The following is a 22,589-nucleotide window of genomic DNA, read 5'->3' as shown; positions in this document are numbered from 1 at the left end:
CGCAGCGTCACCCGTGGTCTCCCGGGTCTCCACTGCTCGAGCATGGCGCACAGCAGGAAGGCCCGCGAGCCATGCGCGTACTCGGTGTCAATGCACTGTTCCACGATCCCGCGGCCGCTCTCGTCGTGGACGGACAGGTCGTCGCCGCGGCTGAGGAAGAGCGGTTCAGCCGCCGCAAGCACGGCAAACGCCCCGTCCCCTTCGCCGCCTGGGAGCTCCCCGAGCAGTCGATGCGCTGGTGCCTGGCCGCTGGCGGGCTCGACCCCGCGGACCTGGACGCGGTCGCCTACTCCTTCGACCCGTCCCTGGCCCGTCCGGCCCCTGACATGGACCTGCCCGACCCGTGGGACTGGCTCCGGCTGCGCTACGCCCGCCAGGCGCCCACCATGCTCGCGACCTCCTTGCCGGGCCTGGACCCGGCACGCGTCCACTTCGTCCCGCACGAGGTGTCCCATGCGGCGTCGGCCGCGCTCGCCTCGCCCTATCGGACGACGAGCGTGCTCTCCTTGGACGGGCGCGGTGAGTCCACCTCCCACCTGGCCGGGCGGTACGTGGACGGCAAGCTGGAGATCCTCGCCTCCCAGCGCCTGCCCCAGTCCCTGGGGCTGGTCTACGAGTCGCTCACCGAGCACCTGGGATTCCTGCGGTCGAGCGACGAGTACAAGGTCATGGCCCTGGCCTCCTACGGCACGCCCCGGTTCCTGGACGACCTCCGTGAGCTGATCTTCGCCACCGACGACGGCGGCTTCGTCGCCCAGCCGCCCGACTGGGAACGGTGGGCTCCCCGCCGCGTCGACGACGGCACGTGGGGCGAACAGCACGGCGGGCTCGGCGCCCACGCCGACCTCGCCTCCTCCCTGCAGACCCGCCTCGAGGAGGTGCTGCTCGACCTCGCCGGGTGGATCCACCGCCAGACCGGCGACACGACGCTCACCCTGGCCGGTGGGACTGCCCTGAACTGCGTGGCGAACTCCCGCCTGTGGCGTGACTCCCCCTTCGACAACATCTGGGTCCAGCCCGCAGCCGGCGACGCGGGCACCGCCCTGGGCGCTGCCCTCCAGGTGGCCGCGGACCACGGGGACATGATCGAACCCATGGCCAGCGCAGCCCTGGGCCGCTCCTGGCCCGACGACGAGCTCGCGGCGTGGCTGCGCCGCGCCCACGTCCCCTTCGAGACGCCGCCCGACCTGCCCGGGGAGGTCGCGCGGGTCCTCGCCGACGACGGCATGGTGGCGTGGTTCGACGGTCGCTCGGAGTTCGGCCCCCGCGCCCTGGGACAGCGGTCCCTGCTGGCTCACCCGGGGCCGGTGGCCAACCTGGAACGGCTCAACGACGTCAAAGGACGCGAGCAGTTCCGCCCGGTCGCCCCCATGGTGCTCCTGGAGCGGGCCGCCGAGATCTTCAGCGGCGGGCCGGTCCCCAGCCCCTACATGCTGTTCGTGCACGACGTCGCACCCGCCTGGCGGGACCGGATCGGGGCGGCCGTGCACGTGGACGGCACCGCCCGGATCCAGACCATCGACGGCTCCACCCCGCGCCTGCAGGCGACCATCCGTGCCTTCGAAGGTCTGACCGGGCTGCCGGTGGTGATCAACACCAGCCTCAACACCGCGGGCCGTCCCATGGTGGACGACCCCCGCGACGCCCTCGAGCTCTTCGGCTCCGCCCCGGTCGACGTGCTCGTCCTGGGCCCGCACCTCGTGCGCCGCAGTGCCCTGTTCTCCGGCGGAGAGCCGAGCCCCTCCCACGGAGCACCGCGATGAGCCCGGCGCAGGACTACACGATCGTCGTGCCCACGATCGGCAGGCCCTCCCTGGCGGTCCTGCTGACGAGCCTGGCAGCGCAGGAGGTGCACGGCGCGCACGTCATGCCGCAGGAGGTGGTCGTCGTGGACGACCGTCCCGCCGCCCCAGGCGCACCCGGCGTCGACCTGGGACAGTCGGGCGCCTGGCTGCCGGTGCGCATCGTGCGCACGGGCGGGCGCGGCCCGGCCGCGGCCCGCAACGCCGGCTGGCGCTGCGCACGGACGCCCTGGGTGGTGTTCCTCGACGACGACGTCCAGCTCCCTCCGAGCTGGGCGCCGGACCTGCTCGCAGACCTGAGGTCGGCCGCCCCGCGGGTGGGCGGGGTGCAGGGGCGCATCGTCGTGCCGCTGCCACCGGGACGCCGCCCCACCGACTGGGAACGGTCCACCGCCGGCCTGGAGTCAGCCCGCTGGGCCACGGCTGACATGGCCTACCGCCGGGTGACCCTGGAGCAGGTGTCCGGCTTCGACGAACGGTTCCCGCGGGCCTACCGCGAGGACGCGGACCTGGCCGCCCGGGTGCGCCGGGCCGGGTGGACGCTCGCCCAGGGCGAGCGGCACGTCCTGCACCCCGTCCGCCCCGCAGCCGACGACGTCAGCCTGCGCGTCCAGGCAGGGACCTTCGACGACGCGACGCTGCGCGCCCTGCACGGCCGGCGGTGGCGCACGGTCGCCCAGACCGGTCGCGGCCGGCTCCGACTGCACCTGGCCACCGTCGCCGTGGCCGCCCTGACCGTCGCCGCGGCCCTCACGCGCCGCCCGCGTCTGACGGCGGTCGCTGCGTGGGTATGGGCAGCCTTCACCGCGGACTTCTTCGTCCGGCGGCTGACCCCTGGCCCTCGACCCGCGGACGAGGTCTTCGCGCGCGAGGCCCGCCGTCTGGCCTGGACCAGCGTCGCCATCCCCTTCGCCGCAGTCGCCCACCGGGCCCGCGGGGAGTGGAACGCCCGGGGCGGCCTCCCGCCGTGGCCGCTGCCCATCGACGCCGTGCTCTTCGACCGCGACGGCACCCTCATCGAGGACATCCCCTACAACGGTGACCCCGAGGCCGTCCGCCCCACCGAGGGCGCGCGCGCGGTGCTGGACGCGCTGCGCTCCCGCGGTGTGCTCGTCGGCGTGGTCACCAACCAGTCAGGACTGTGCCGAGGACTCCTCACCGCCGCCCAGGTCCAGTCCGTCAACGCGGAGGTGGAGGCGCGGCTCGGCCCCTTCGACACGTGGCAGGTGTGCCCGCACTGCCCCGAGGACGAGTGCCTGTGCCGCAAACCTCGTCCGGGCATGATCCTCGCCGCCGCGCAGGAGCTGGGCCTGGCGCCCGCTGCGTGCGCCGTCGTCGGGGACATCGGAGCTGACGTCGAGGCCGCGCGCGCGGCCGGCGCCGTCGGCGTCCTCGTCCCGGCACCGGCCACCCGCACCGAGGAGGTCGCCGAGGCCGAGCTCGTCGCCGCAGACCTGGCCGGGGCCATCGACCTGCTCGCCGCCCGCCTGGGCGCGGCGAGCCCGGAGCTGGGGCGAGCGGCATGGCGATGATCACCTCCCTCAGGTCAGCGCACGTCCTCGCGGTCCGCCTCGACAGCGACGGTGACGTCCTGCTCACCGGTCCCGCGGTCCGCGTCATGGCCGCCACCGCCGGCTCGGTGGACCTGCTCGCCTCCCCCGCAGCCGCCGGCGCGGGGGCCCTGCTGCCCGGCGTGCGCACCGTGCTGCAGTTCGACGCACCGTGGGCGGGGTACACGCCGACGCCGGTAGAACCCGCCCAGGTGGACCGCCTCGTCGACGAGCTCGCCGCGCAGCGGTACGACGCCGCCGTGATCTTCACCTCCGACCACCAGTCCCCCCTGCCCATGGCGCTCCTGGCGCGGCTGGCCGGGATCCCGCTGATCGCCGCGACGAGCGAGGACTACCCCGGGTCGCTGCTCGACGTCCGCCACCGCCGCCCGGCCGGCATGCACGAGGTCGAGGCCGCCCTCGACCTCGTCCGCGCCGCAGGCTTCCCCACCCCTCGCCCGCTCGACCAGCGCCTCGCCGTCCGCGGGCCGCTGCCCAGCGCGGCGGACCTCGTCCCACCCGGTCCGTACGTGGTGGTCCACCCCGGCGCGTCGGTGCCCTCCCGGGCGCCCACGCCGGCGCACGCGCGAGAGATCGTCGCCGAGCTCGGCCGGCGCGGGCACCAGGTGGTGGTCACCGGCGGACCGCGTGAACGCTCCCTCGCCGCAGCCGTCAGCGCGGGCCAGCCCCACGTGCGCGACCTCGGTGGCCGGACCACCCTCGCCTCCCTCGCCGCGGTGCTGGCCGGCGCCGACTGCGTGATCGCGGGCAACACCGGCCCCGCGCACCTGTCCGCCGCCGTCGGCACCCCGGTGGTGAGCCTGTTCTCACCCGTGGTGCCGGCGCAGCGGTGGGCTCCGTGGGGCGTGGCGTCGGTGGTGCTCGGGGACCAGCAGGCGCCCTGCGCAGGGTCCCGCGCCCGGGTCTGCCCGGTGCCGGGCCACCCCTGCCTCACCGCGGTCCCCCCGCAGCAGGTGGCCGACGCCGCCGAGAGCCTCATCCGAGCCGAGGTGCTCACATGAGGATCCTCACCTGGCACGTGCACGGCTCCTGGACGACGAGCTTCGTCGCCGGGCGGCACGACTACCTGCTCCCGCTCACCGCGGACCGCGACGCCGACGGGCGCGGCCGGGCCCGCACCTGGACCTGGCCGGCCACCGCGGTCGAGCACACGCCGCAGCAACTGGCGGAGCAGGTCCGGGCAGGCGGGGTGGACGTCGTGGTGCTGCAGCGACCGCACGAGATCGACCTCCTCGAGCGCTGGACCGGCGCACGGGCAGGCCGCGACCTCCCCGCCGTCTACGTCGAGCACAACGCCCCGACCGGGCACGCGGCGTCGACCCGCCATCCCATGGCCGACGTCGACGTGGTCGCCGACGGCACGGTGCCGCTCGTCCACGTCACCGCCTTCAACGCGCTCATGTGGGACAACGGCACGGCACGCACCGTCGTCATCGACCACGGGATCCCCGACCCCGGCCACCTCTACACCGGTGAACGCTCGACCGTGGCCGCCGTGGTCAACGAACCGGTGCGCCGCTGGCGGGTGGCGGGCACGGACGTCCTCCTGCACATGGGCCGCGAAGCCGCCCTCGACGTCTACGGCATGGGAGTCGACGGGCTGCGAGCGCACCTGGACGCGACCGGCGGCCTGGGCTCGGACGCCACCTTGCACGGTGACGTACCGCAGCACGCGATGCACGCCCGCCTCGGCCAGGCGCGCGTCTATCTCCACCCTTTCCGGTGGACGAGCCTGGGCCTCGCGCTGCTGGAGGCGATGGCTGTGGGACTCCCGGTCGTCGCCCTGGCGACCACCGAGACCCCGGAGGCGGTCCCGGCCGCCGCGGGGGTGGTGAGCAACCGGCCGCAGGACCTCGTCGCCGCCGCCCACCGCTGGATCGCCGACCCGGACGAGGCCCGGGCACGTGGGGACGCAGCTCGCGCCCACGTGCTCACCCGATACCCCCTGGCGGAGTTCCTGCTCCGCTGGGACACGCTGCTGCAGGAGGTGACCCCATGAGGATCGCGATGATCTCAGAGCACGCCAGCCCGCTCGCCACGCTGGGGAGCGTGGACGCAGGCGGCCAGAACGTCCATGTCGCCTCGCTCGCGCAGCACCTGGGCGCGCAGGGCCACGCGGTCACGGTCTACACCCGTCGTGACGACCCGGACCTGCCGGTGGTGGTGCCGCTGGCGCCGGGGGTGGACGTCGTCCATGTCGACGCCGGCCCACCCGTCCACATCCCCAAGGACGAGCTCCTCGTGCACATGGACGCCTTCGGGGACGAGCTGGCTGCCAGGTGGGCACGCTCAGCTCCCCCGGACGTGGTCCACGCCCACTTCTGGATGTCGGGTCTGGCCGGGCTGCGCGCGACCAGGACCGTGCCGGCCCCGCTCGTGCAGACCTTCCACGCCCTGGGCTCCGTCAAGCACCGCCACCAAGGCGACCGCGACACCAGCCCGGCTGGTCGCGTGGACCTCGAACGTCTCCTGTGCGCGGAGGTGGATCTCATCGTGGCCACCTGCTCGGACGAGGTGGCCGAGCTGACAGCGCTCGGCGCTGACCCGGACCGCATCGAGGTGGTGCCGTGCGGGGTGGACCTGGACAAGTTCAGGCTCCCGGTCCCCGGGCAGAGCGAGCGGGTCAGGCCAGACGACGGCAGGTTCGTGGCCTTGTCCGTGGGCCGGCTCGTGGAGCGCAAGGGCATCGAGACGATCGTGCGCGCCCTGGTGGACACCCCCGACGTGGAGCTCGTCGTGGCCGGCGGCCCGCCGGCCGCCGACCTGGACGTCGACGTCGAGGCGGCGCGGCTGCGCGCCCTCGCGCAGGAGCTGGGCGTCGCCGACCGGGTGCGACTGGTGGGAAGCCTGACCCAGGACGAGGTGCGCGCAGCGATGCACGCGGCCGACGTGGTGGTGTGCGACCCCTGGTACGAACCGTTCGGGATCGTGCCGATCGAGGCGGCCGCCTGCGGGCGGCCGGTGGTGGGCAGCGCCGTCGGCGGGCTGCTGGACTCGGTGCTGCACGAGCGCACCGGGCTGCTGGTGCCCCCGCAGGACCCTGTCGCGCTGGCCCGGGCACTGCTCCGGCTGCACTCCGACCCCGGGCTGGGAGAGGCGCTGGGAGCCGCGGGACGGCGCCGAGCCGAGCGGCTCTACGGCTGGTCGACGGTGGCCGAACGCACCGCGCACGCCTACCGGACCGCGGTGGCGGCCACGGCGGCACCCACCGCGCAGGACCTCGACGTCGGGTCCGCGGTGGCCGCCCGCACGACCGCCGGCACGGTCACCGTGCCCTGGCCGGTGGAGGAACGATGATGTCCCCCCGCCGGCCCGGGTCCCACCCGCACGGCTCAGGCTCGCGCGCCCCTGCCCGGTATCAGCTGGCCACCCACTGCGAGGACCTGACCACTGGCCTGGCGGCACTGGGCCGCCAGAGCGAGCGCATCGACCGGTGGGGGGCGCACCTGGCGACCGTGCTGCCTGCCGGAGGACGGTTGCTCGCGGCCGGCAACGGCGGGAGCGCCGCCGAGGCCCAGCACCTCACCGCCGAGCTGGTGGGCCGCTTCGACGGCGAGCGGGTGCCCCTGTCGGCGATCAGCCTGCACGCCGAGACGTCGAGCCTCACCGCGATCGTCAACGACTACGGCGTCCCGGAGATGTTCGCCCGTCAGGTGCAGGCACACGGCCGGGCCGGGGACGTCCTGGTGCTGCTGTCCACCTCGGGCGAGAGCCCGAACGTCGTGGCTGCCGCGCGGCGCGGCCGCGAGCTCGGCCTGACGGTGTGGGCGATGACCGGGCCAGGACCCTCGACCCTCGCCGCGGCCTGCGACGACGCGCTGACCCTTGAGGCGTCCTCCACGGCCGGCATCCAGGAGCTCCACCTCGTCGCCGTCCACGCGCTGTGTGCGGCCCTGGACGCCCGGCTGCGCGCCGCCCCGGCCGCCGCCGAACCTCTTCCCGCGCTGGTCACCGTCGTCGGCGACGTGCTCCTCGACCGGGACGTCGACGGCGTCGTGACGCGGCTCTGCCCGGACACCCCGGTCCCGGTGGTGGACACTCTCGAGGTGCGCCAGAGCCCAGGCGGCGCCGGTCTCACCGCGGTCCTGTGCGCCCAGCAGGCGCACGTACGTCTCGTGGCACCCATCGCCGCTGACGCCCCGGCCGCCGAGCTCACCCGCCTGCTCACCGAGCACGTCGACCTCGTCCCGCTGCCCCAGGAGGGCTCGACCCGCCGCAAGACCCGGGTGCGCTCGGGCGGCCAGACCGTGGTGCGGGTGGACGACGGCGGCCCGGCACGACCGGGCCACGTCCCGCCGGCCGAGCTCGACCGGGCCCTCGCCGACACCCGCGTCCTGCTCGTCTCCGACTACGGCGCCGGGGTCACCTACGACGGTCCGGTGCGCGAGGCGATCGCCGCCGCGGCCCTCACGACCCCGGTCGTGTGGGACCCGCACCCGCGGGGAGGGCCGCCGGTGGCCGGCACCGCGATCGTCACGCCCAACCTCGCCGAGGCCGTCTCCATGGCCGCTGAACTGCACCTGGACGTCGATCCCGACGACGTGGGCGGCCTCGCCCAGGCGTTGTGCCGCAGCTGGGACGCCGGTGCGGTCGCGGTGACCGCCGGGGACCGTGGCGCCTTCCTCGCCCAGGCGACCGGATCCCCTGTCTACGTCCCCGCCCACCCGGCACGCGGTGACGCCTGCGGCGCGGGCGACCGGTTCGCGGCGTCCGTGGCCATCGCCCTGGCCCAGGACTCCGACGTCCTGGAGGCGGTCGTCCGGGCCGTGGGCGCCGCGTCCGCGTGGGTCGAGGCCGGCGGCGCTGACGGCTTCCGGCGCCGGTCGCGCGCTGATGCTGGCACCGATGCCGGTGCCGCGCAGCCGGCGTCCTCGCCCGCTGCCCAGACCGACGCGACGGTCGCCGACGTCGAGCGGCTGGGCTCTCGGTTGCGTGAGACCGGCACGGTCGTGGCGACGGGGGGCTGCTTCGACATCGTCCACGCCGGGCACGTGGCCACCCTCGAGGCGGCCGCGAGGCTCGGTGACAGCCTCGTGGTGCTGCTCAACAGCGACGACTCCGTGCGCCGGCTGAAGGGTCCGTCGCGGCCGGTCATCCCCCAGGCCGACCGGGCTCGTCTGCTGGCCGCCCTGGACTGCGTCACCGAGGTGGTGATCTTCGACGAGGACGACCCTGGCGCCGTGCTGGACCGGCTGCGCCCTGACGTCTGGGCCAAGGGCGGTGACTACGTCGCCGACGACCTGCCGGAGTCCGCGGTGGTCCGCGGGCACGGCGGCCGCGTGGTGGTCCTGCCCTTCGTCGAAGGACGGTCCACCACCGCGATCCTCGACCGGTCTGCTCGCAGCAGTGCCAGCAGAACGAGCACCGCACGCCCCACCATGACACCCACCGCAGCGACCTCAGCAGCACCAGCAACCACCTCACCCACCTTGAAGGAGTCCTCATGAGCGCACCCGTCGACCTGGCCCAGCGTGACCTCGGCACCGTCTACGTGACCGGGGGGTCGAGCGGACTGGGCGCCGCCGTGGTGGAGGCCGTCGCCGCAGCCGGCGGCACCCCGGTCGTGCTGGACCGCGTGCCGCCCGCCTCCGGCGTCGCGCACGCCGTCGTGGACCTGTCCGACTCCGCCGCGACCGCTGACGCCGTGACCACCCTGGCGGCCGAGGTGGGACCACCCGACGCGGTGGTCACCGCGGCCGGCGTGGACGCGTGCGGGGCGCTCGGCGAGATCGAGACCGAGCGCTGGGAGCAGGTCATCCGGGTCAACCTCTTCGGCACGGTGGCCACCATCCGGGCGGCACTGCCCTACCTGGACGAACGCCGCGGGACGGTGGTCACTGTCGCCTCCACCCTCGCGCTGCGCGGGGTGGGTGACGCGACGGCGTACTGCGCCTCCAAGTTCGCCATCCGCGGGTTCTCCCAGGCGCTCTCCGCGGAGATGGCCGGGCGGGTGGGCGTGACGTGCCTGGTGCCGGGCGGGATGCGCACCCCCTTCTTCGACGGACGGCCCGAGCAGTACCGCCCCGGCCCTGAGGCCGACCTCAACGACCCGCGCAGCACCGCTGCGACGGTGGTGATGGCCTTGCGCCAGCCCGTGGGGTGCGAGATCCGGGAGATGCTCGTCATGTCCTCGGGCGAGACGTCCTGGCCGTGACCGGTGACGTCCTGGTGCTGCGCGCGCTAGGCCTGGGCGACGCGCTCGCCGCCGTGGCAGCGCTACGGGGCGTGCGCCGGGCGTGGCCCGAGCGCCAGATCACCGTGGCCGGGCGGCTGGACCTCGGCCGGTGGCTGCACCAGCATCGCCTCGTCGACGCCGTGCTCCCCACCAGCGGCCTCGCGGCCCCGCTCGACTGGCCCCGCCCGCCCGGCGGGAGTCACGTCAGCGGGCACGTCGCGGTGAACCTGCACGGTCGCGGTCCGCAGAGCCACCGCCTGCTGCTGGACACCCGACCGGACCAGCTCGTCGCCTTCGACTGCCCCGCGACAGGCACACCCGGTCCGGAGTGGGACGCCGACGAGCACGAGGTCGACCGGTGGTGCCGGCTCCTGAGCAGGGTGGGCGGGACCTGCGGGCGAGAGGACCTACGCCTGCCCGCGCCAGGGCCGCGGCGCGGCCACGTCGTCGTCCATCCCGGCGCGGCGTCCCCGTCGCGGCGCTGGCCGCCCGAGCGGTTCGCCGCCGTGGTGGCGCACCTGGCCGCGGCAGGGCGCCGCGTGGTGGTCACCGGCACCGCGCAGGAGCGGGAGATCACCGCCCAGGTGTGCGGGCACCGCGCCCCCGTCACGTCCATGCCGGCCGCCCCGCCGGCGGCGCCAGGCGTGCACGACGCCGGCGGCCGGCTCGACCTGCCGGCCCTCGCCCGGCTGGTCGGCACAGCGGACCTGCTCGTCAGCGCGGACACGGGGGTGGCGCACCTCGCGACGGCCTTCGCGACGCCGTCCGTCGTCCTGTTCGGCCCGACCCCTCCGCGGCTGTGGGGACCTGCCCTCGACCCCCACCTGCACACCACGCTGTGGCACGGCGGACCAGGTGAGTACGGCGCGCACGGTGAGCACGACGAGCACGGTGAGCACGGTGAGCACGGTGAGCACGACGAGCAGAGAGGCGATCATCGAGGCGATCCGCACGCCGACGTGCTGGACCCGGTGCTGGCAGCGGTGACCGTCGAGGACGTGCTCGACGCGGCGGACGGCCTGCTCTCAGCCTCCCGGCGCCGCCAGCCCGCCCTCTGAGGCCGCGTCCCGCGCCGCGCCAGCACCAGGTCGTACGGCCGAGCGCCCCAGCGCGGCGGCCTGGAAACCGGCGGCCTGCCACTGCTGGAGGTCCCACACGTTGCGGGTGTCCACGACGCACCGGCGCCTGACCACCGCAGCCACCGCCGCCGGATCGAGCGAGCGGTACTCCTGCCACTCGGTGGCCAGGACCACGACGTCCGCCCCGGTCAGCGCCTCGACAGCGTCGACCGCGTACCGCAGCTGCGGCGCGACGAGCTGAGCGCGCAGCAGGGCCTGCGGGTCGGTCACCACGACGTCGGCCCCCTCGTCGGCGATCCGCACGGCCAGGTCGAGGGCCGGGGACGAGCGCACGTCGTCGCTCTCCGGCTTGAAGGCCGCACCCAGCACGGCCACCCGCGCACCACGCAGCCCTCCAGCGGCACGCCCCACCAGCTCCACCGCCCGGTCCTGGCACCGGTCGTTGATCTCGTCGACCTCATGGAGGAAGGCCACCGACCGCCCGACACCGAGCTCGTCGGCGGTCGCGGCGAAGGCGCGGATGTCCTTGGGCAGGCACCCACCGCCGAATCCGAGCCCCACTCCCAGGTACTGCGCGCCGATCCGCGGGTCGTAGGCCATCGTCCGGGCGAGCGCCACGGCGTCACCGCCTGCCGCCTCGCACACCTCAGCCATGGCGTTGGCGAAGGAGATCTTCGTCGCCAGGAAGGAGTTCGCGGCGACCTTGGCCAGCTCGGCCGTGGGAAGGTCGGTGACCACCCGGGGGACCCCGCGACGCAGCAGGTCGGCGTAGACCTCGTCGAGGAGGGCGACGTCCGCCGCGCCGTCGTCGCTGCCCTCGTCCGCCACGCCGTAGACGAGCCGGTCGGGGCGCAGCGTGTCGCCCACCGCGTGCCCCTCCCGCAAGAACTCCGGGTTCCACACCACGCGCGCCGTGCTGCCGGCGGCCCGCAGGCGCCCCAGCACGGACGCCGCCGTGCCCACCGGCACGGTGGACTTGCCCACGACGAGGTCCCCAGAAGCGAGCCGGGGCAGCAGCGCGGCCACCGCGGCGTCCACGGCTGCCAGGTCTGCCAGTCCGCTGTCGGCGCGCTGAGGAGTGCCCACGCACACGAAGTGCACCACCGCCCCCGCGAGCTCGGCGGGGTCGGTGGAGAAGCGCAGCCGACCGGACTGCGTCCCGGCGGCGAGCAGCTCGGCCAGCCCGGGCTCGAAGAAGGTCGTGTGCCCCGAGGCGAGGACGGCGACCTTCTCCGGGTCGACGTCGATGCCGACCACGTCGTGCCCAAGGTGCGCCAGCACCGCGGCGTGGACGGCGCCGAGGTAACCGCAGCCGATGACGGAGATACGCACGGTCACTCCCCCAGCCCGTCACCGGCGCCGGCCCGGCCTGCTCCGGGCCGGCCCGCCCCGGTGAGCTGGCCGGTGCCAGCCAGGGTGTCCCGGAACCACGCGACCGTGCGCCCCAACCCGGTGGGCCAGTCCGTCGTCGCCCGCCAGCCCAGCGCGCTGCGCGCCAAGGACGTGTCGGGACGCCGGCGCCGAGGATCGTCCTCGGGCAGGTCGACGAAGACGGTGGTGGACGAGGACCCGGTCTCGGCCAGGACGTCTGCGGCGATCTGCGCGACCGTGAGCTCGGTCGAGCTGCCGAGGTTGACCGGGCCGGGCAGGTCGCTGTCCGCGAGGGCGAGGAGTCCGCGGACGAGGTCGTCGACGTAGCAGACCGACCGGGTCTGCGACCCGTCGCCCGCCACCGTGAGCGGCTCCCCCGCGAGCGCCTGCATGACGAAGGCGGGGATCATCCGGCCGTCGTCGGCTCGCATCCGCGGTCCGTAGGTGTTGAAGATCCGGGCGATCGCGGTGTCGGTGCCGCACGCCCCGCGGTAGGCGGTCGTCAGCGCCTCCGCGTACCGCTTCCCCTCGTCGTAGACGCTGCGAGGACCGATCGGGTTGACGTTCCCCCAGTAGTCCTCACGCTGGGGGTGCACGGCCGGGTCGCCGTACACCTCCGACGTCGACGCCAGCAGGAACCGCGCGCCGGCGGCGCGGGCGAGGTCGAGCGCCTGCTGCGTGCCGAGCGAGGCGACCTGGAGGGTCTCCACGGGCCGGCTGAGGTAGGCCACCGGTGAGGCCGGTGAGGCCAGGTGGAGCACGAGGTCGACGTCGGTGGGCACCGCGTCGAGGGCCCCCGGTCGGGTGAGGTCAGCCTCGACGAGATGGAAGCGGGCATGACCGGCCGGGCGTGCGTCGTCCAAGCGCGCGTCGTCCAGGTGGGCGACGTTCGCCGGCGACCCGGAGGAGAAGTCGTCCACGCACGTCACCGTGACGCCGCGGTCCAGGAGCGCCTCGCACAGGTGGCCGCCCACGAACCCCGCCCCACCGGTGACCACCGCATGACGGAAGGTGCGACTGGCCGCGGCGTGGCTGGACCTTGCGTGGCTGGACGAAGCGTGGCTGGACGTAGCGTGCTCGGACGTGTCGGCCATCGGTCTGCTCCCGCGCTCTGCTCGGGTGGCCGGTCCTCGTCTCGAACCAGTGGTGCTCTGTCCATCCTGGCACCGCCCACCGCCGCTCGCACTGGGGCGCCGGTCAGCGCCTGTCGCCCCCGGCGCCGCACCGCTGCGCCGATAACGCACCGGCACCGCGCCGATAAGATAGGTGAGCAGCCGAGCCACACGCTCGGTACCCCCACGCCTCCCCACCCCCGGAGCCAGAGCCACCCATGACCGACACCCTCGCGCACCGGATGTTCCGCAAGAGCATCCCCGCCGATGCTCTGACCAGCGCCGACGCCAGCGCCAGCCCTGGCCCCCTCGCCTCCGACGGCGCACCCTCCGAGCAGGGGCACCTGCGCCGGTCCATCTCGACCTTCCAGCTGACGATGATCGGGGTCGGCGGCACCATCGGCACCGGGATCTTCTTCATCCTCTCCGAGGCGGTCCCCGAGGCAGGGCCGGCGGTCATCGCCTCCTTCCTGCTGGCAGCGATCGTGGCCGGGCTGACCGTGCTCTGCTACGCCGAGCTCGCCTCGACCATCCCGTCGTCGGGCTCGTCCTACTCCTACTCCTACGCGACCCTGGGCGAGGCCGTCGCCTTCATCGTCGGGGCGTGCCTGGTCCTGGAGTACGGGGTGTCGGCCGCCGCGGTCGCGGTCGGCTGGTCGGAGTACCTCAACCTGCTGCTCGAGGGCACAGTCGGGTGGCAGTTCCCCGAGGCGCTGTCCCTCGCACCGGACAGCGGAGGCGTGATCAACCTGCCAGCGATGATCCTCGTCGGCCTGTGCGTCCTGCTGCTGCTGCGCGGGGCGAGCGAGTCCGCCCGGGCCAACGCGATCATGGTGATCATCAAGGTCAGCGTCCTCGTGCTGTTCATCGCCGTCGGGCTGACCGGTTTCCAGACTGACCACTTCTCCCAGTTCGCGCCCTTCGGCTTCGCCGGGGTGTCCGTCGCGACCGGGTCCATCTTCTTCTCCTTCATCGGCCTGGACGCCATCGCGACCGCCGGTGAAGAGGTCCACAACCCCAAGAAGTCCATCCCCATCGCGCTCATGGCCTCCCTCGCCGTGGTGACCGTCGTGTACCTGCTCGTGGCCGTCGCGGCGATCGGCGCCCAGCCCTGGGGCGAGTTCGAGGGACAGAAGGCCGGTCTCGCCACCATCCTGGAGAACCTCACCGGGTCCCAGTGGCCGGGGCTGCTGCTGGCTGCTGGTGCGGTCATCTCGATCTTCTCGGTGACCCTCATCTGCCTCTACGGCCAGACCCGCATCCTCTTCGCGATGGGCCGCGACGGCCTCATCCCCAAGACCTTCTCCCGCATCGACCGCCGCACCCAGACCCCGATGGTCAACACGGTCATCGTCGGTGTGGTCGTGGCGGTCCTGGCCGGCGTGGTCCCGCTCGGCATCCTCGCCGACCTCACCTCGATCGGCACCCTGGTGGCCTTCCTCCTGGTCTCGGTCGGTGTCATGGTGCTGCGCCGCACCGCACCTGAGCTGCCCCGCGGCTTCAAGGTCCCCGGCTACCCGATCACCCCGATCCTGTCCGTCATCGCCTGCGCCTACGTCATCTCCGGGCTGGGCCAGGTCACCCTCATCGCCTTCGTCATCTGGGCGGGGGCGGCGCTCGTCTTCTACTTCAGCTGGTCGATGAAGCACTCCGCCCTGGAGACCCTCGCCGCCGCGCCGCGGATCGGCACGGACGGTCCCACCCCACCGAAGGAGGCGTGATGACGATCGTCGTCGGGCAGGCTCTGGACACCCGTGACCGTGGCGCGCTGGCCCTGGGCGAGGTGCTCGCCCGGTCCCTGAGGACCGACCTGGTCCTGTGCGGCGTGCTCCAGCACCGCTGGACCGGACCGACCTCCGCGCACGCCTCGGCCCAGCGCGAGGCGGCCGCGACCTTCCTCGCCGCCGCCCGCTCCCACCTGCCCGACGACGTCCCGGCGCGCGACGACGTGCGTCTGGCCCGGTCCGTCCCGCCCGCGCTGCACGAGGCCGCGACCGAGCACAGCGCCTCGGCCCTGGTGCTCGGCTCGAGCGAGGACGCCGTGCGCGGCCGCATCGCCGTCGGGTCGGTCGCCGACCGGGTGCTGCACTCCTCTCCCGTCCCGGTGGCCATCGCTCCGCGCGGCTTCTCCGTCTCCGCCGGTGACCGGGTGCGCCGGGTGACCGTCGCGGTGGACTCTGGACCGTCCAGCTCGCAGGTGCTCGCCGCCGCCGCTCAGATCGCCCACCACGCCGGGGCGGCGCTGCGGATGGTGACCTTCGCGATCCGCCGCAAGACGATGTTCCCCCCGGAGATGGGCTTCGACATCGAGGACTCTGTGCTCGACGCCTGGCGGGAGCAGGCTGAGCAGGGGCAGCGCCAGGCCGTCGCCGACCTCGCCCGCCGCCCCGACGCCGACCGGCTCGCGGCTGTGGACCAGTCCGTCGTGGTCAGCGGCCCCAGCTGGGAGCACGCCGTGGCAGACCTGGGCTGGCGTGACGGTGACGTGCTGGTCATGGGGTCGTCCTCCGAGTCCGCGCTGACCAAGGTGTTCCTCGGCTCGACCGCGACAAAGCTGCTGCGAGCCTCCCCCGTCCCGGTGATCGTCGTTCCCCGCCACCGCGGTGTGACCAGCCGGTAGACCCCGGCGGCGGGGGCGGGAGCGCACTAGACTGGGCGCATGTCGTCGATCGCACTCGTCCGCCGTCCTGGTCCACGCCTCGCTGAAGGGCTCGTCGAGCACATCGACCGGGTCCCGGTCGATCTGGAACGCGCCTACGCGCAGTGGGACACCTACGTGGGGATCCTGGCGGAGCACGGCTGGACGACGATCGAGGTGCAACCCGCCGACGACTGCCCCGACGCCGTCTTCGTCGAGGACTCGGTGGTCATGTACGCCAACGTCGCGGTGTCCGCACGCTCGGGCGCGACCTCTCGGCGCCCCGAGCCGGCCGGCACCCGCTCCGTCCTGGACGACCTGGGGTGCTCGCTCAACGAGATCCGCGAGCCCGGCACCCTCGACGGCGGCGACGTCCTGAAGATCGGCAGCACGGTCTACGTCGGACGTGGCGGGCGGACCAACGCCGAGGGTGTGCGCCAGCTGCGCGCGATCCTCACCCCGCTCGGCGCCCAGGTGGTCGCCGTTCCGGTGAGCACAGTGCTCCACCTCAAGACCGCGGTGACCGCCCTGCCTGACGGGACCGTCATCGGATACCCCGACTTCGTCGACGACCCCGGGATCTTCCCGCGCTTCCTGCCGGTGCCCGAGCCGGACGGCACCGCCGTCGTCTGCCTGGGCGGGTCCTCCCTGCTCATCTCCGCTGCGGCGCCGCAGACCGCCGCGCTGCTCAGCGACCTGGGCTACGACGTCGTCACGGTGGACATCTCTGAGTTCGAGAAGCTCGAGGGCTGCGTGACGTGCCTGTCCGTGCGGGTGCGTGCCCTGCACTAGTCTCAGCCCATGAGGCCGACGGCTCGCAGTGCCACCTTTGACTCAGCCCGCCCTCCCCGGTGGTTCCCTCGGGCACTCCTGATCACGGTCCTCACCGTGTTCGCCGCGATCTTCGTGTGGCGTGCGATGGGGTCGCTCACCTCCTTGTTCGTCAACCTCATCATCGCGCTCTTCCTCGCTCTGGCGATGGAGCCGATGATCGTCTGGCTGGTGCGGCACGGGTGGAAACGGGGCGGGGCCACCGCCGTCGTGCTGTTCGGCCTGCTGGCTGCGGCGATCGCGGTGATGGCTCTGTTCGGGCAGATCTTCGTGGAGCAGGCCGGGGAGCTCATCCGGACCCTGCCCAGCACCTACGAGTCCGTGGCGACGTGGATCGAGGGACGCTTCAACGTCGAGGTCCCCGAGATGGCGGACCTGCAGGCCCAGCTCATCCAGGACTGGGGCAACGAGGTGGCCAGCCGTGCGCTGGCGATCGGCACCTCTGTGCTCTCCGCGGTGTTCGCCTTCACCACGATCATGCTCGTCTCGTACTACCTCGCCGCGGCCGGCCCGAAGTTCCGGGCATCGATCTGCGGATGGCTCAGCCCGAAGAACCAGAACGAGGTGCTCAAGCTCTGGGAGATCACCCAGACCAAGATCTCGGACTACATCAACTCCCGCGTGGTGCTGGCGGCCATGTCCAGCTTGGCGACCGGGGTCTTCCTCACCATCATCCAGATCCCCTACGCCCTGCCGCTCGCCCTGTTCACCGGAGTCGTCTCCCAGTTCGTCCCGACCATCGGTACGTACATCGGTGGCGCGCTGCCGATCGTCTTCGCCCTGACCACGGACGGGCCGAAGAAGGCGATCCTCGTCCTGGCGTTCATCATCGCCTACCAGCAGGTGGAGAACCTGTGGTTCTCCCCCAAGGTCTCGGCCCGGGCGCTGCAGATGAACCCCGCGGTGTCCTTCATCGTCGTGCTCGGCTTCGGTGCGGTCTTCGGTGCGCTGGGTGCGTTCCTGTCGCTGCCGATCGCCGCGACCATCCAGGCCGTCGCCACGACGTACATGCGCCGCCACGAGCTGGTCGACTCCCACATGCTCCGCGACCCCGGCTCGGACAAGGCCCTGCGCGACGACGACGACGCCGAAGCGACTGACGCTCCCTAGCGCCGGCCGCGGCCGTGGAGCACCAGGGCGACGACGTACGAGGTCGCGCCCACGATGAACGTCACGGCAAGAGGGGGCACCCATCCGCCGGTGAACTCGTCGGCGTCGGCGGCATTCCCCATCTGGGCACCCAGGACGCAGAAGACGACGAGGCACACTGCGGTCAGCACGTAGAGCCAGAACCACGTCTGGCGTAGCAGCCTCGGTCGCTCGGACAGGGCGGCTGGGCCCTCCAGGGGCACGGTCACCAAGGAACCCAGATCGATCAGACCCGCAGACGCATCGCGCTTCATGTCTTCCCCTTGTGTCCGGTTTCGACAGCCTATCTCCCCGAGCTCAGCGGAAGGGACGGGTGGCGCGGGGACGGGGAGTGAAGGAGCGGAGAGTCAGGCGTCGTCCTCGCCGTAGAAGAGGCGTTCCATGACCAGGCGCGCCCTGCGTGCGGTGCGCAGGTAGTCCTCCTCGAGGTCGCTGCCCCCACCCACCGGGTAGTGCAGCGCCCGGGCGAGCCCGCTCAGCGCGCGACGGTCGGAGGGCAGCACGTCCGCGCCCGCCCCACCGACCCGTCCCGACCACAGCACGATCGCGTCGCGCAGGTTCGAGGACATCTGCCAGGCCGCGCAGAGGGTGTCGGCGTCGTCCTCGCTGACCAGCCCGGCCTCGCAGGCGGCCCGCAGACCGGTGAGCGTCTCGGTGGTGCGCAGGCCGGGTGTGGAGTGCCCGTGCTGGAGCTGGAGCAGCTGGACGGTCCACTCGACGTCGCTGATCCCGCCGCGACCGAGCTTGAGGTGGCGGGTGGGGTCCACCCCGCGCGGCAGCCGCTCGGACTCCACCCGGGCCTTGATCCGCCGGATCTCACGCAGCGTCGCGGCGTCGATGCCCCCTGCGGGGTAGCGCAGCGGGGCGATGAGCCGCATGAACGCCTCGCCCAGCTCCGCGTCACCGGCTGCTGGTCGGGCGCGCAGCAGAGCCTGGCTCTCCCAGGCCGCGGACCAGCGCCCGTAGTACTCGGCGTAGGAGTCGAAGGACCGCACGAGCGGTCCGTTGCGCCCCTCGGGCCGCAGGTCCGCGTCGACCTGCAGCGGCGGCTCCTCGTTGGCTCCGCCGAGCAGCGCCCGCATCCGCTGGGCGACGGTCTTGGCGTACTCCTGTGCGACGGCGTCCTCGGCGTCGTGGGCCCGGGTGTAGACGAACATGACGTCGGCGTCCGAGCCGTAGCCCAGCTCGCGCCCGCCGAGGCGCCCCATGGCGATGACCGCCAGGTTCGCGGGTGCGGCGTCCTGGGTGATGCCGCGCTCCTTGCAGACGACGTGCTGGGCGATCCGCAGACCGCCCACGAGCAGCGCATCGGCGGCGTCGGAGATGCTCGGGGCGGACTCGCTCGGGTCGCTCACCTCGAGCAGCTCCGCGCAGGCGATCCGCGCCAGCTCCCGCCGGCGCATGGCCCGCAGCACCGTGATGGCACGCTGGGGGTCGTCGGCGCGGGTCAAGAAGGCGTGGACCTCGGTGAGCAGCCGGTCCAGGCCGCGCGGTCGGAGCTCGGAGTCCTCAGCGAGCCACTTGACCGACTCCGGCGAGCGGCCCAGCGCCTCCGCCACGTACTTCGACGTCGAGAGCAGCGAAGCCAGGCGGTAGGCCGCCGACCCGGAGTCGCGCAGCAGCTTGAGGTACCAGTGCGTGGTGCCCAGCTCGTCGGACAGACGCCGGAAGGCCAGCAGGCCCGAGTCCGGGTCCGAGCCCTCGGCGAACCACCCGAGCATCACCGGCAGCAGCTGGCGCTGGATGGCGGCCCGGCGGCTCACCCCGTCGGTGAGCGCGGCGATGTGGCGCATCGCCCCGGCGGGGTCGCGGTAGCCGATCGCCGCGAGCCGCGCCTGCGCCGCCTCGGGGGCCAGGCTCGCCTCCGCGGCGGAGAGCTGGGCGGTGGCCGGCAGCAGCGGACGGTAGAAGAGCTCCTCGTGCAGGCTCCGCACGTCGCGGCGGACAGCGCGCCAGCGTGCGAGCAGGCCGTCGGGCCCGTCCAGGCGCAGCCCCACCGAGCGAGCCAACCGGCGCAGGTCGTCCTCCGCGGTCGGCATGAGGTGGGTGCGGCGCAGGTGGACGAGCTGAATGCGGTGCTCCAGGACGCGCAGGAACCGGTAGCAGACCGCGAGCTGGGCGGCGTGCTCACGTCCCACGTACCCGGCGCTGGCCAGCGCCGCCAGGGCCGTGAGCGTGTTCGAGCTGCGGATCGAGGGGTCAGAGCGTCCGTGCACCAGCTGGAGCAGCTGGACGGTGAACTCGACGTCACGCAGGCCACCCTTGCCCAGCTTGAGCTGGCGGTCCGCCTCTGCGGGGGGCACGTGGTCCTCGACCCGCCGGCGCATCGCCTGGGAGTCCTCGACGAAGTTCGCCCGGCTCACCGCGGACCACACCATCGGTGTGATCGCCTCGACGTAGGCCTGCCCGAGTTCCGTGTCCCCGGCCACCGGGCGGGCCTTGAGCAATGCCTGGAACTCCCAGGTCTTGGCCCACCGCTCGTAGTAGGACAGGTGGCTGGCCAGGGTGCGCACGAGCGGGCCGTTCTTGCCCTCGGGGCGCAGCGCGGCGTCGACCGCCCACAGTGCAGGCTCCCCGCCCGGCCCTCCGCACACCCGCGTCAGGCACGCGGCCAGGCGCGAGCCGACCGCGGTCGAGTACTCCTCGGTGTACCCCTCGACCGGCTCAGCGACGTAGATGACGTCGACGTCGCTGACGTAGTTGAGCTCACGTCCCCCGCACTTGCCCATGCCCAGCACCGCGAGACGGACGCCGGCGCCGTGGTCGTCGAGCTCGGCGCGGGCCACCGCGAGGGCGCCCTCCAGCGCCGCGGCCGCCAGGTCCGCGAGGGCCGCGGCGACGGCCGGCAGGATGGACAGCGGCTCGGGCGAGACGAGGTCGGTGGCCGCGATCCGCAGCAACCGGCGCCGGTAGGCCAGGCGCAGCGCGTCCACGACGTCGCTGCCGGCCCCGGAGGCGACCGGGACGGCGGCCTCGGGGTCGGCGCCGACGGCGCCGAGCAGCTCGGCCCGGACCGTGCGGGCGTCCACGCCCACGCCCGAGGTGGGGTCGGCGACGACGTCCACGAGCTCGGGGTGACGCACCAGCTCGTCGCCCAGGGCGATGGACGCGCCCAGCACGGCCACGAGCCGGCGGCGGGGCTCGACCCCTGCGCCGTCGTCGTCCCAGATGGTGCTGCGCAGCCAGCTGGCCACCACCTCGGCGCGCTGGCGCGACTGCGCCGTGCCCTCGGCCAGCAGGGCCGAGCACAACCGGACCAGGGACAGCAAGGCGAGGTCAGGGTCGGCGGCGTCGCCGAGGGCGACGAGCAGCCCGGAGTCCGGGGTGACTTCCCCCACGACGGCGACGAGGTCCTTGTCGGCGCACATCTGCGCCGCGCGCGGGATGTCGGAGAACCCCAGTCTGGTCAGCCTGCCGGTCAGGGATGTGGTCCGGCCCGTGCTCACCATGGTTGCGCCGCTCCAGCTCGGTTCGTGCGATGGACAGCCAGGTCAGAGGACCTGCAGGAGCCGCTTGATCTCGAAGGGCGTGACCTGGGCGCGGTAGCCGTCCCACTCCTGGCGCTTGTTCTTGAGGAAGAAGTCGAAGACGTGCTCACCGAGGGTCTCGGCGAGCAGCTCGGACTTCTCCATGAGCGCGATCGCGTCGTCGAGGGACTGCGGCAGGGGCTTGATGCCCATGGCGCGGCGCTCGGCGTCGGTCAGCTCCCACACGTCGTCGGAGGTCGCGTCGGGCAGCTCGTAGCCCTCTTCGATGCCCTTGAGGCCGGCCGCGAGCATGAGCGCGAAGGCCAGGTACGGGTTCGCGGCGGTGTCCAGCGCGCGGTACTCGATGCGACTGGAGTTGCCCTTGCCGGGCTTGTACATGGGCACTCGCACGAGCGCGGAGCGGTTGTTGTGACCCCAGCAGATGTAGCTCGGCGCCTCGGCGCCGCCCCAGAGCCGCTTGTAGGAGTTGACGTACTGGTTGGTCACCGCGGTGATCTCGGCGGCGTGCATGAGCAGCCCCGCGATGAACTGGCGACCGGTCTTGGACAGCTCGTACTGCGCGCCGGGCTCGTGGAAGGCGTTGCGGTCACCCTCGAACAGCGACAGGTGGGTGTGCATCCCCGAGCCAGGGTGGTCGGCGAGCGGCTTGGGCATGAAGGAGGCGAACACGCCCTGCTCGAGCGCCACCTCCTTGATGACCGTGCGGAAGGTCATGAGGTTGTCCGCGGTGGTCAGCGCGTCGGCGTAGCGCAGGTCGATCTCGTTCTGGCCGGGGCCCGCCTCGTGGTGGGAGAACTCCACCGAGATGCCCATCGACTCGAGCATGGTGATCGCCGCGCGACGGAAGTCGTGGCCCTGGGTGCGGGCGACGTGGTCGAAGTACCCGCCGTGGTCGATCGGGACGAGCGGGCCGTCCGCGGTCGGCGGCTCGAAGAGGTAGAACTCGACCTCGGGGTGGGTGTAGAAGGTGAAGCCCTGGTCGCTGGCCTTGGCCAGGGCGCGCTTGAGCACGTTGCGCGAGTCTGCCAGGGACGGCTCGCCGTCGGGGGTGAGGATGTCGCAGAACATGCGGGCGGTCCCGTGGGTCTCACCGCGCCAGGGCAGGATCTGGAAGGTCGTGGGGTCGGGGCGGGCGACCATGTCCGCCTCGTAGACGCGGGTCAGCCCTTCGATCGCGCTGCCGTCGAAGCCGATGCCCTCGGTGAAGGCAGCCTCGAGCTCCGCCGGTGCGATCGCCACGGACTTGAGCATGCCCAGCACGTCGGTGAACCAGAGGCGGATGAAGCGGATGTCGCGCTCCTCGACCGTGCGGAGCACGAACTCTTGCTGCCTGTCCATGAGTACATCCTGCCTGATGCCAGGCCCCCTCGGGG

The 22,589-nt window shown here is 73.3% G+C and carries 17 protein-coding genes; 12 read left to right on the top strand and 5 right to left on the bottom strand.

Features of this window, described 5'->3' with window-relative positions; genetic code table 11:
• Nucleotides 1–71 precede the first annotated feature (71 nt).
• Genes SS2_RS05955 through SS2_RS05920 form a run of 8 tightly spaced genes read left to right on the top strand, consistent with a single transcriptional unit; the run spans nt 72 to nt 10,606 of the window.
• The gene (locus SS2_RS05955; protein WP_066462027.1) at nt 72–1,763 is read left to right on the top strand and encodes a carbamoyltransferase family protein; all 1,692 of its coding nucleotides are present in this window, start codon (nt 72–74) and stop codon (nt 1,761–1,763) included.
• Nucleotides 1,760–3,334, top strand: coding sequence for an HAD-IIIA family hydrolase (locus SS2_RS18220; RefSeq protein WP_066462025.1), 1,575 nt, complete (start codon nt 1,760–1,762; stop codon nt 3,332–3,334). The genes SS2_RS05955 and SS2_RS18220 overlap by 4 nt, the downstream gene beginning before the upstream one ends.
• Nucleotides 3,331–4,374 (top strand): glycosyltransferase family 9 protein, encoded by a 1,044-nt coding sequence (locus SS2_RS05945; protein ID WP_066462443.1) that lies wholly within the window; start codon nt 3,331–3,333, stop codon nt 4,372–4,374. The genes SS2_RS18220 and SS2_RS05945 overlap by 4 nt, the downstream gene beginning before the upstream one ends.
• Entirely contained in the window at nt 4,371–5,372 is a 1,002-nt protein-coding gene (locus SS2_RS05940) for a glycosyltransferase (RefSeq protein ID WP_066462022.1), read from the top strand. Before SS2_RS05945 ends, SS2_RS05940 begins: the two co-directional genes overlap by 4 nt.
• Complete coding sequence (locus SS2_RS05935) at nt 5,369–6,670, top strand: glycosyltransferase (protein ID WP_083941823.1); 1,302 nt, start codon at nt 5,369–5,371, stop codon at nt 6,668–6,670. Before SS2_RS05940 ends, SS2_RS05935 begins: the two co-directional genes overlap by 4 nt.
• Nucleotides 6,667–8,820: a PfkB family carbohydrate kinase gene (locus SS2_RS05930; protein WP_439646291.1), complete on the top strand. Its 2,154-nt coding sequence runs from the start codon at nt 6,667–6,669 to the stop codon at nt 8,818–8,820. Before SS2_RS05935 ends, SS2_RS05930 begins: the two co-directional genes overlap by 4 nt.
• Nucleotides 8,817–9,527: an SDR family oxidoreductase gene (locus SS2_RS05925; RefSeq protein WP_066462019.1), complete on the top strand. Its 711-nt coding sequence runs from the start codon at nt 8,817–8,819 to the stop codon at nt 9,525–9,527. The genes SS2_RS05930 and SS2_RS05925 overlap by 4 nt, the downstream gene beginning before the upstream one ends.
• Nucleotides 9,524–10,606, top strand: a complete 1,083-nt coding sequence (locus SS2_RS05920) for a glycosyltransferase family 9 protein (protein ID WP_245643376.1) — start codon at nt 9,524–9,526, stop codon at nt 10,604–10,606. Before SS2_RS05925 ends, SS2_RS05920 begins: the two co-directional genes overlap by 4 nt.
• Here the strand turns inward: SS2_RS05920 and SS2_RS05915 are convergent.
• Nucleotides 10,574–11,959 (bottom strand): UDP-glucose dehydrogenase family protein, encoded by a 1,386-nt coding sequence (locus SS2_RS05915; RefSeq protein ID WP_083941900.1) that lies wholly within the window; start codon nt 11,957–11,959, stop codon nt 10,574–10,576. The genes SS2_RS05920 and SS2_RS05915 overlap by 33 nt on opposite strands.
• Nucleotides 11,960–11,961: 2 nt before the next feature.
• Entirely contained in the window at nt 11,962–13,092 is a 1,131-nt protein-coding gene (locus SS2_RS05910) for an NAD-dependent epimerase/dehydratase family protein (protein ID WP_083941819.1), read from the bottom strand.
• Between the two features lie 236 nt (nt 13,093–13,328).
• On the opposite strand from SS2_RS05910, the gene SS2_RS05905 reads away from it, so the two are divergent.
• The 4 genes from SS2_RS05905 to SS2_RS05890 all read left to right on the top strand — a co-directional run bounded on the left by SS2_RS05905 (nt 13,329) and on the right by SS2_RS05890 (nt 17,689).
• Nucleotides 13,329–14,831, top strand: a complete 1,503-nt coding sequence (locus SS2_RS05905) for an amino acid permease (RefSeq protein ID WP_066462018.1) — start codon at nt 13,329–13,331, stop codon at nt 14,829–14,831.
• Nucleotides 14,831–15,730 carry a universal stress protein gene (locus SS2_RS05900; RefSeq protein WP_066462017.1) on the top strand — a complete coding sequence of 300 codons (900 nt, stop codon included), beginning with the start codon at nt 14,831–14,833 and terminating at the stop codon, nt 15,728–15,730. Before SS2_RS05905 ends, SS2_RS05900 begins: the two co-directional genes overlap by 1 nt.
• 39 nt (nt 15,731–15,769) lie before the next feature.
• Nucleotides 15,770–16,540 carry a dimethylargininase gene (ddaH, locus tag SS2_RS05895; RefSeq protein ID WP_066462015.1) on the top strand — a complete coding sequence of 257 codons (771 nt, stop codon included), beginning with the start codon at nt 15,770–15,772 and terminating at the stop codon, nt 16,538–16,540.
• A gap of 96 nt (nt 16,541–16,636) precedes the next feature.
• A complete protein-coding gene (locus SS2_RS05890) occupies nt 16,637–17,689 on the top strand; it encodes an AI-2E family transporter (protein WP_245643374.1) in 1,053 nt (350 codons plus the stop codon).
• Here the strand turns inward: SS2_RS05890 and SS2_RS05885 are convergent.
• From SS2_RS05885 to SS2_RS05875, 3 genes are all read right to left on the bottom strand, one after another.
• Nucleotides 17,686–17,982 carry a hypothetical protein gene (locus SS2_RS05885; RefSeq protein WP_066462010.1) on the bottom strand — a complete coding sequence of 99 codons (297 nt, stop codon included), beginning with the start codon at nt 17,980–17,982 and terminating at the stop codon, nt 17,686–17,688. The genes SS2_RS05890 and SS2_RS05885 overlap by 4 nt on opposite strands.
• A gap of 93 nt (nt 17,983–18,075) precedes the next feature.
• Nucleotides 18,076–21,177, bottom strand: coding sequence for a bifunctional [glutamine synthetase] adenylyltransferase/[glutamine synthetase]-adenylyl-L-tyrosine phosphorylase (locus SS2_RS05880; protein ID WP_066462008.1), 3,102 nt, complete (start codon nt 21,175–21,177; stop codon nt 18,076–18,078).
• 42 nt (nt 21,178–21,219) lie between these two features.
• Nucleotides 21,220–22,554 (bottom strand): glutamine synthetase family protein, encoded by a 1,335-nt coding sequence (locus SS2_RS05875; RefSeq protein ID WP_066462006.1) that lies wholly within the window; start codon nt 22,552–22,554, stop codon nt 21,220–21,222.
• Between the last annotated feature and the right edge of the window lie 35 nt (nt 22,555–22,589).

The sequence above is a fragment of the Sanguibacter suarezii NBRC 16159 genome, assembly GCF_001552735.1.
GTDB lineage: Bacteria > Actinomycetota > Actinomycetes > Actinomycetales > Cellulomonadaceae > Sanguibacter > Sanguibacter suarezii.
Note: the sequence above shows the minus strand (reverse complement) of the source record. Positions and strands in the feature narration are given on the sequence as shown.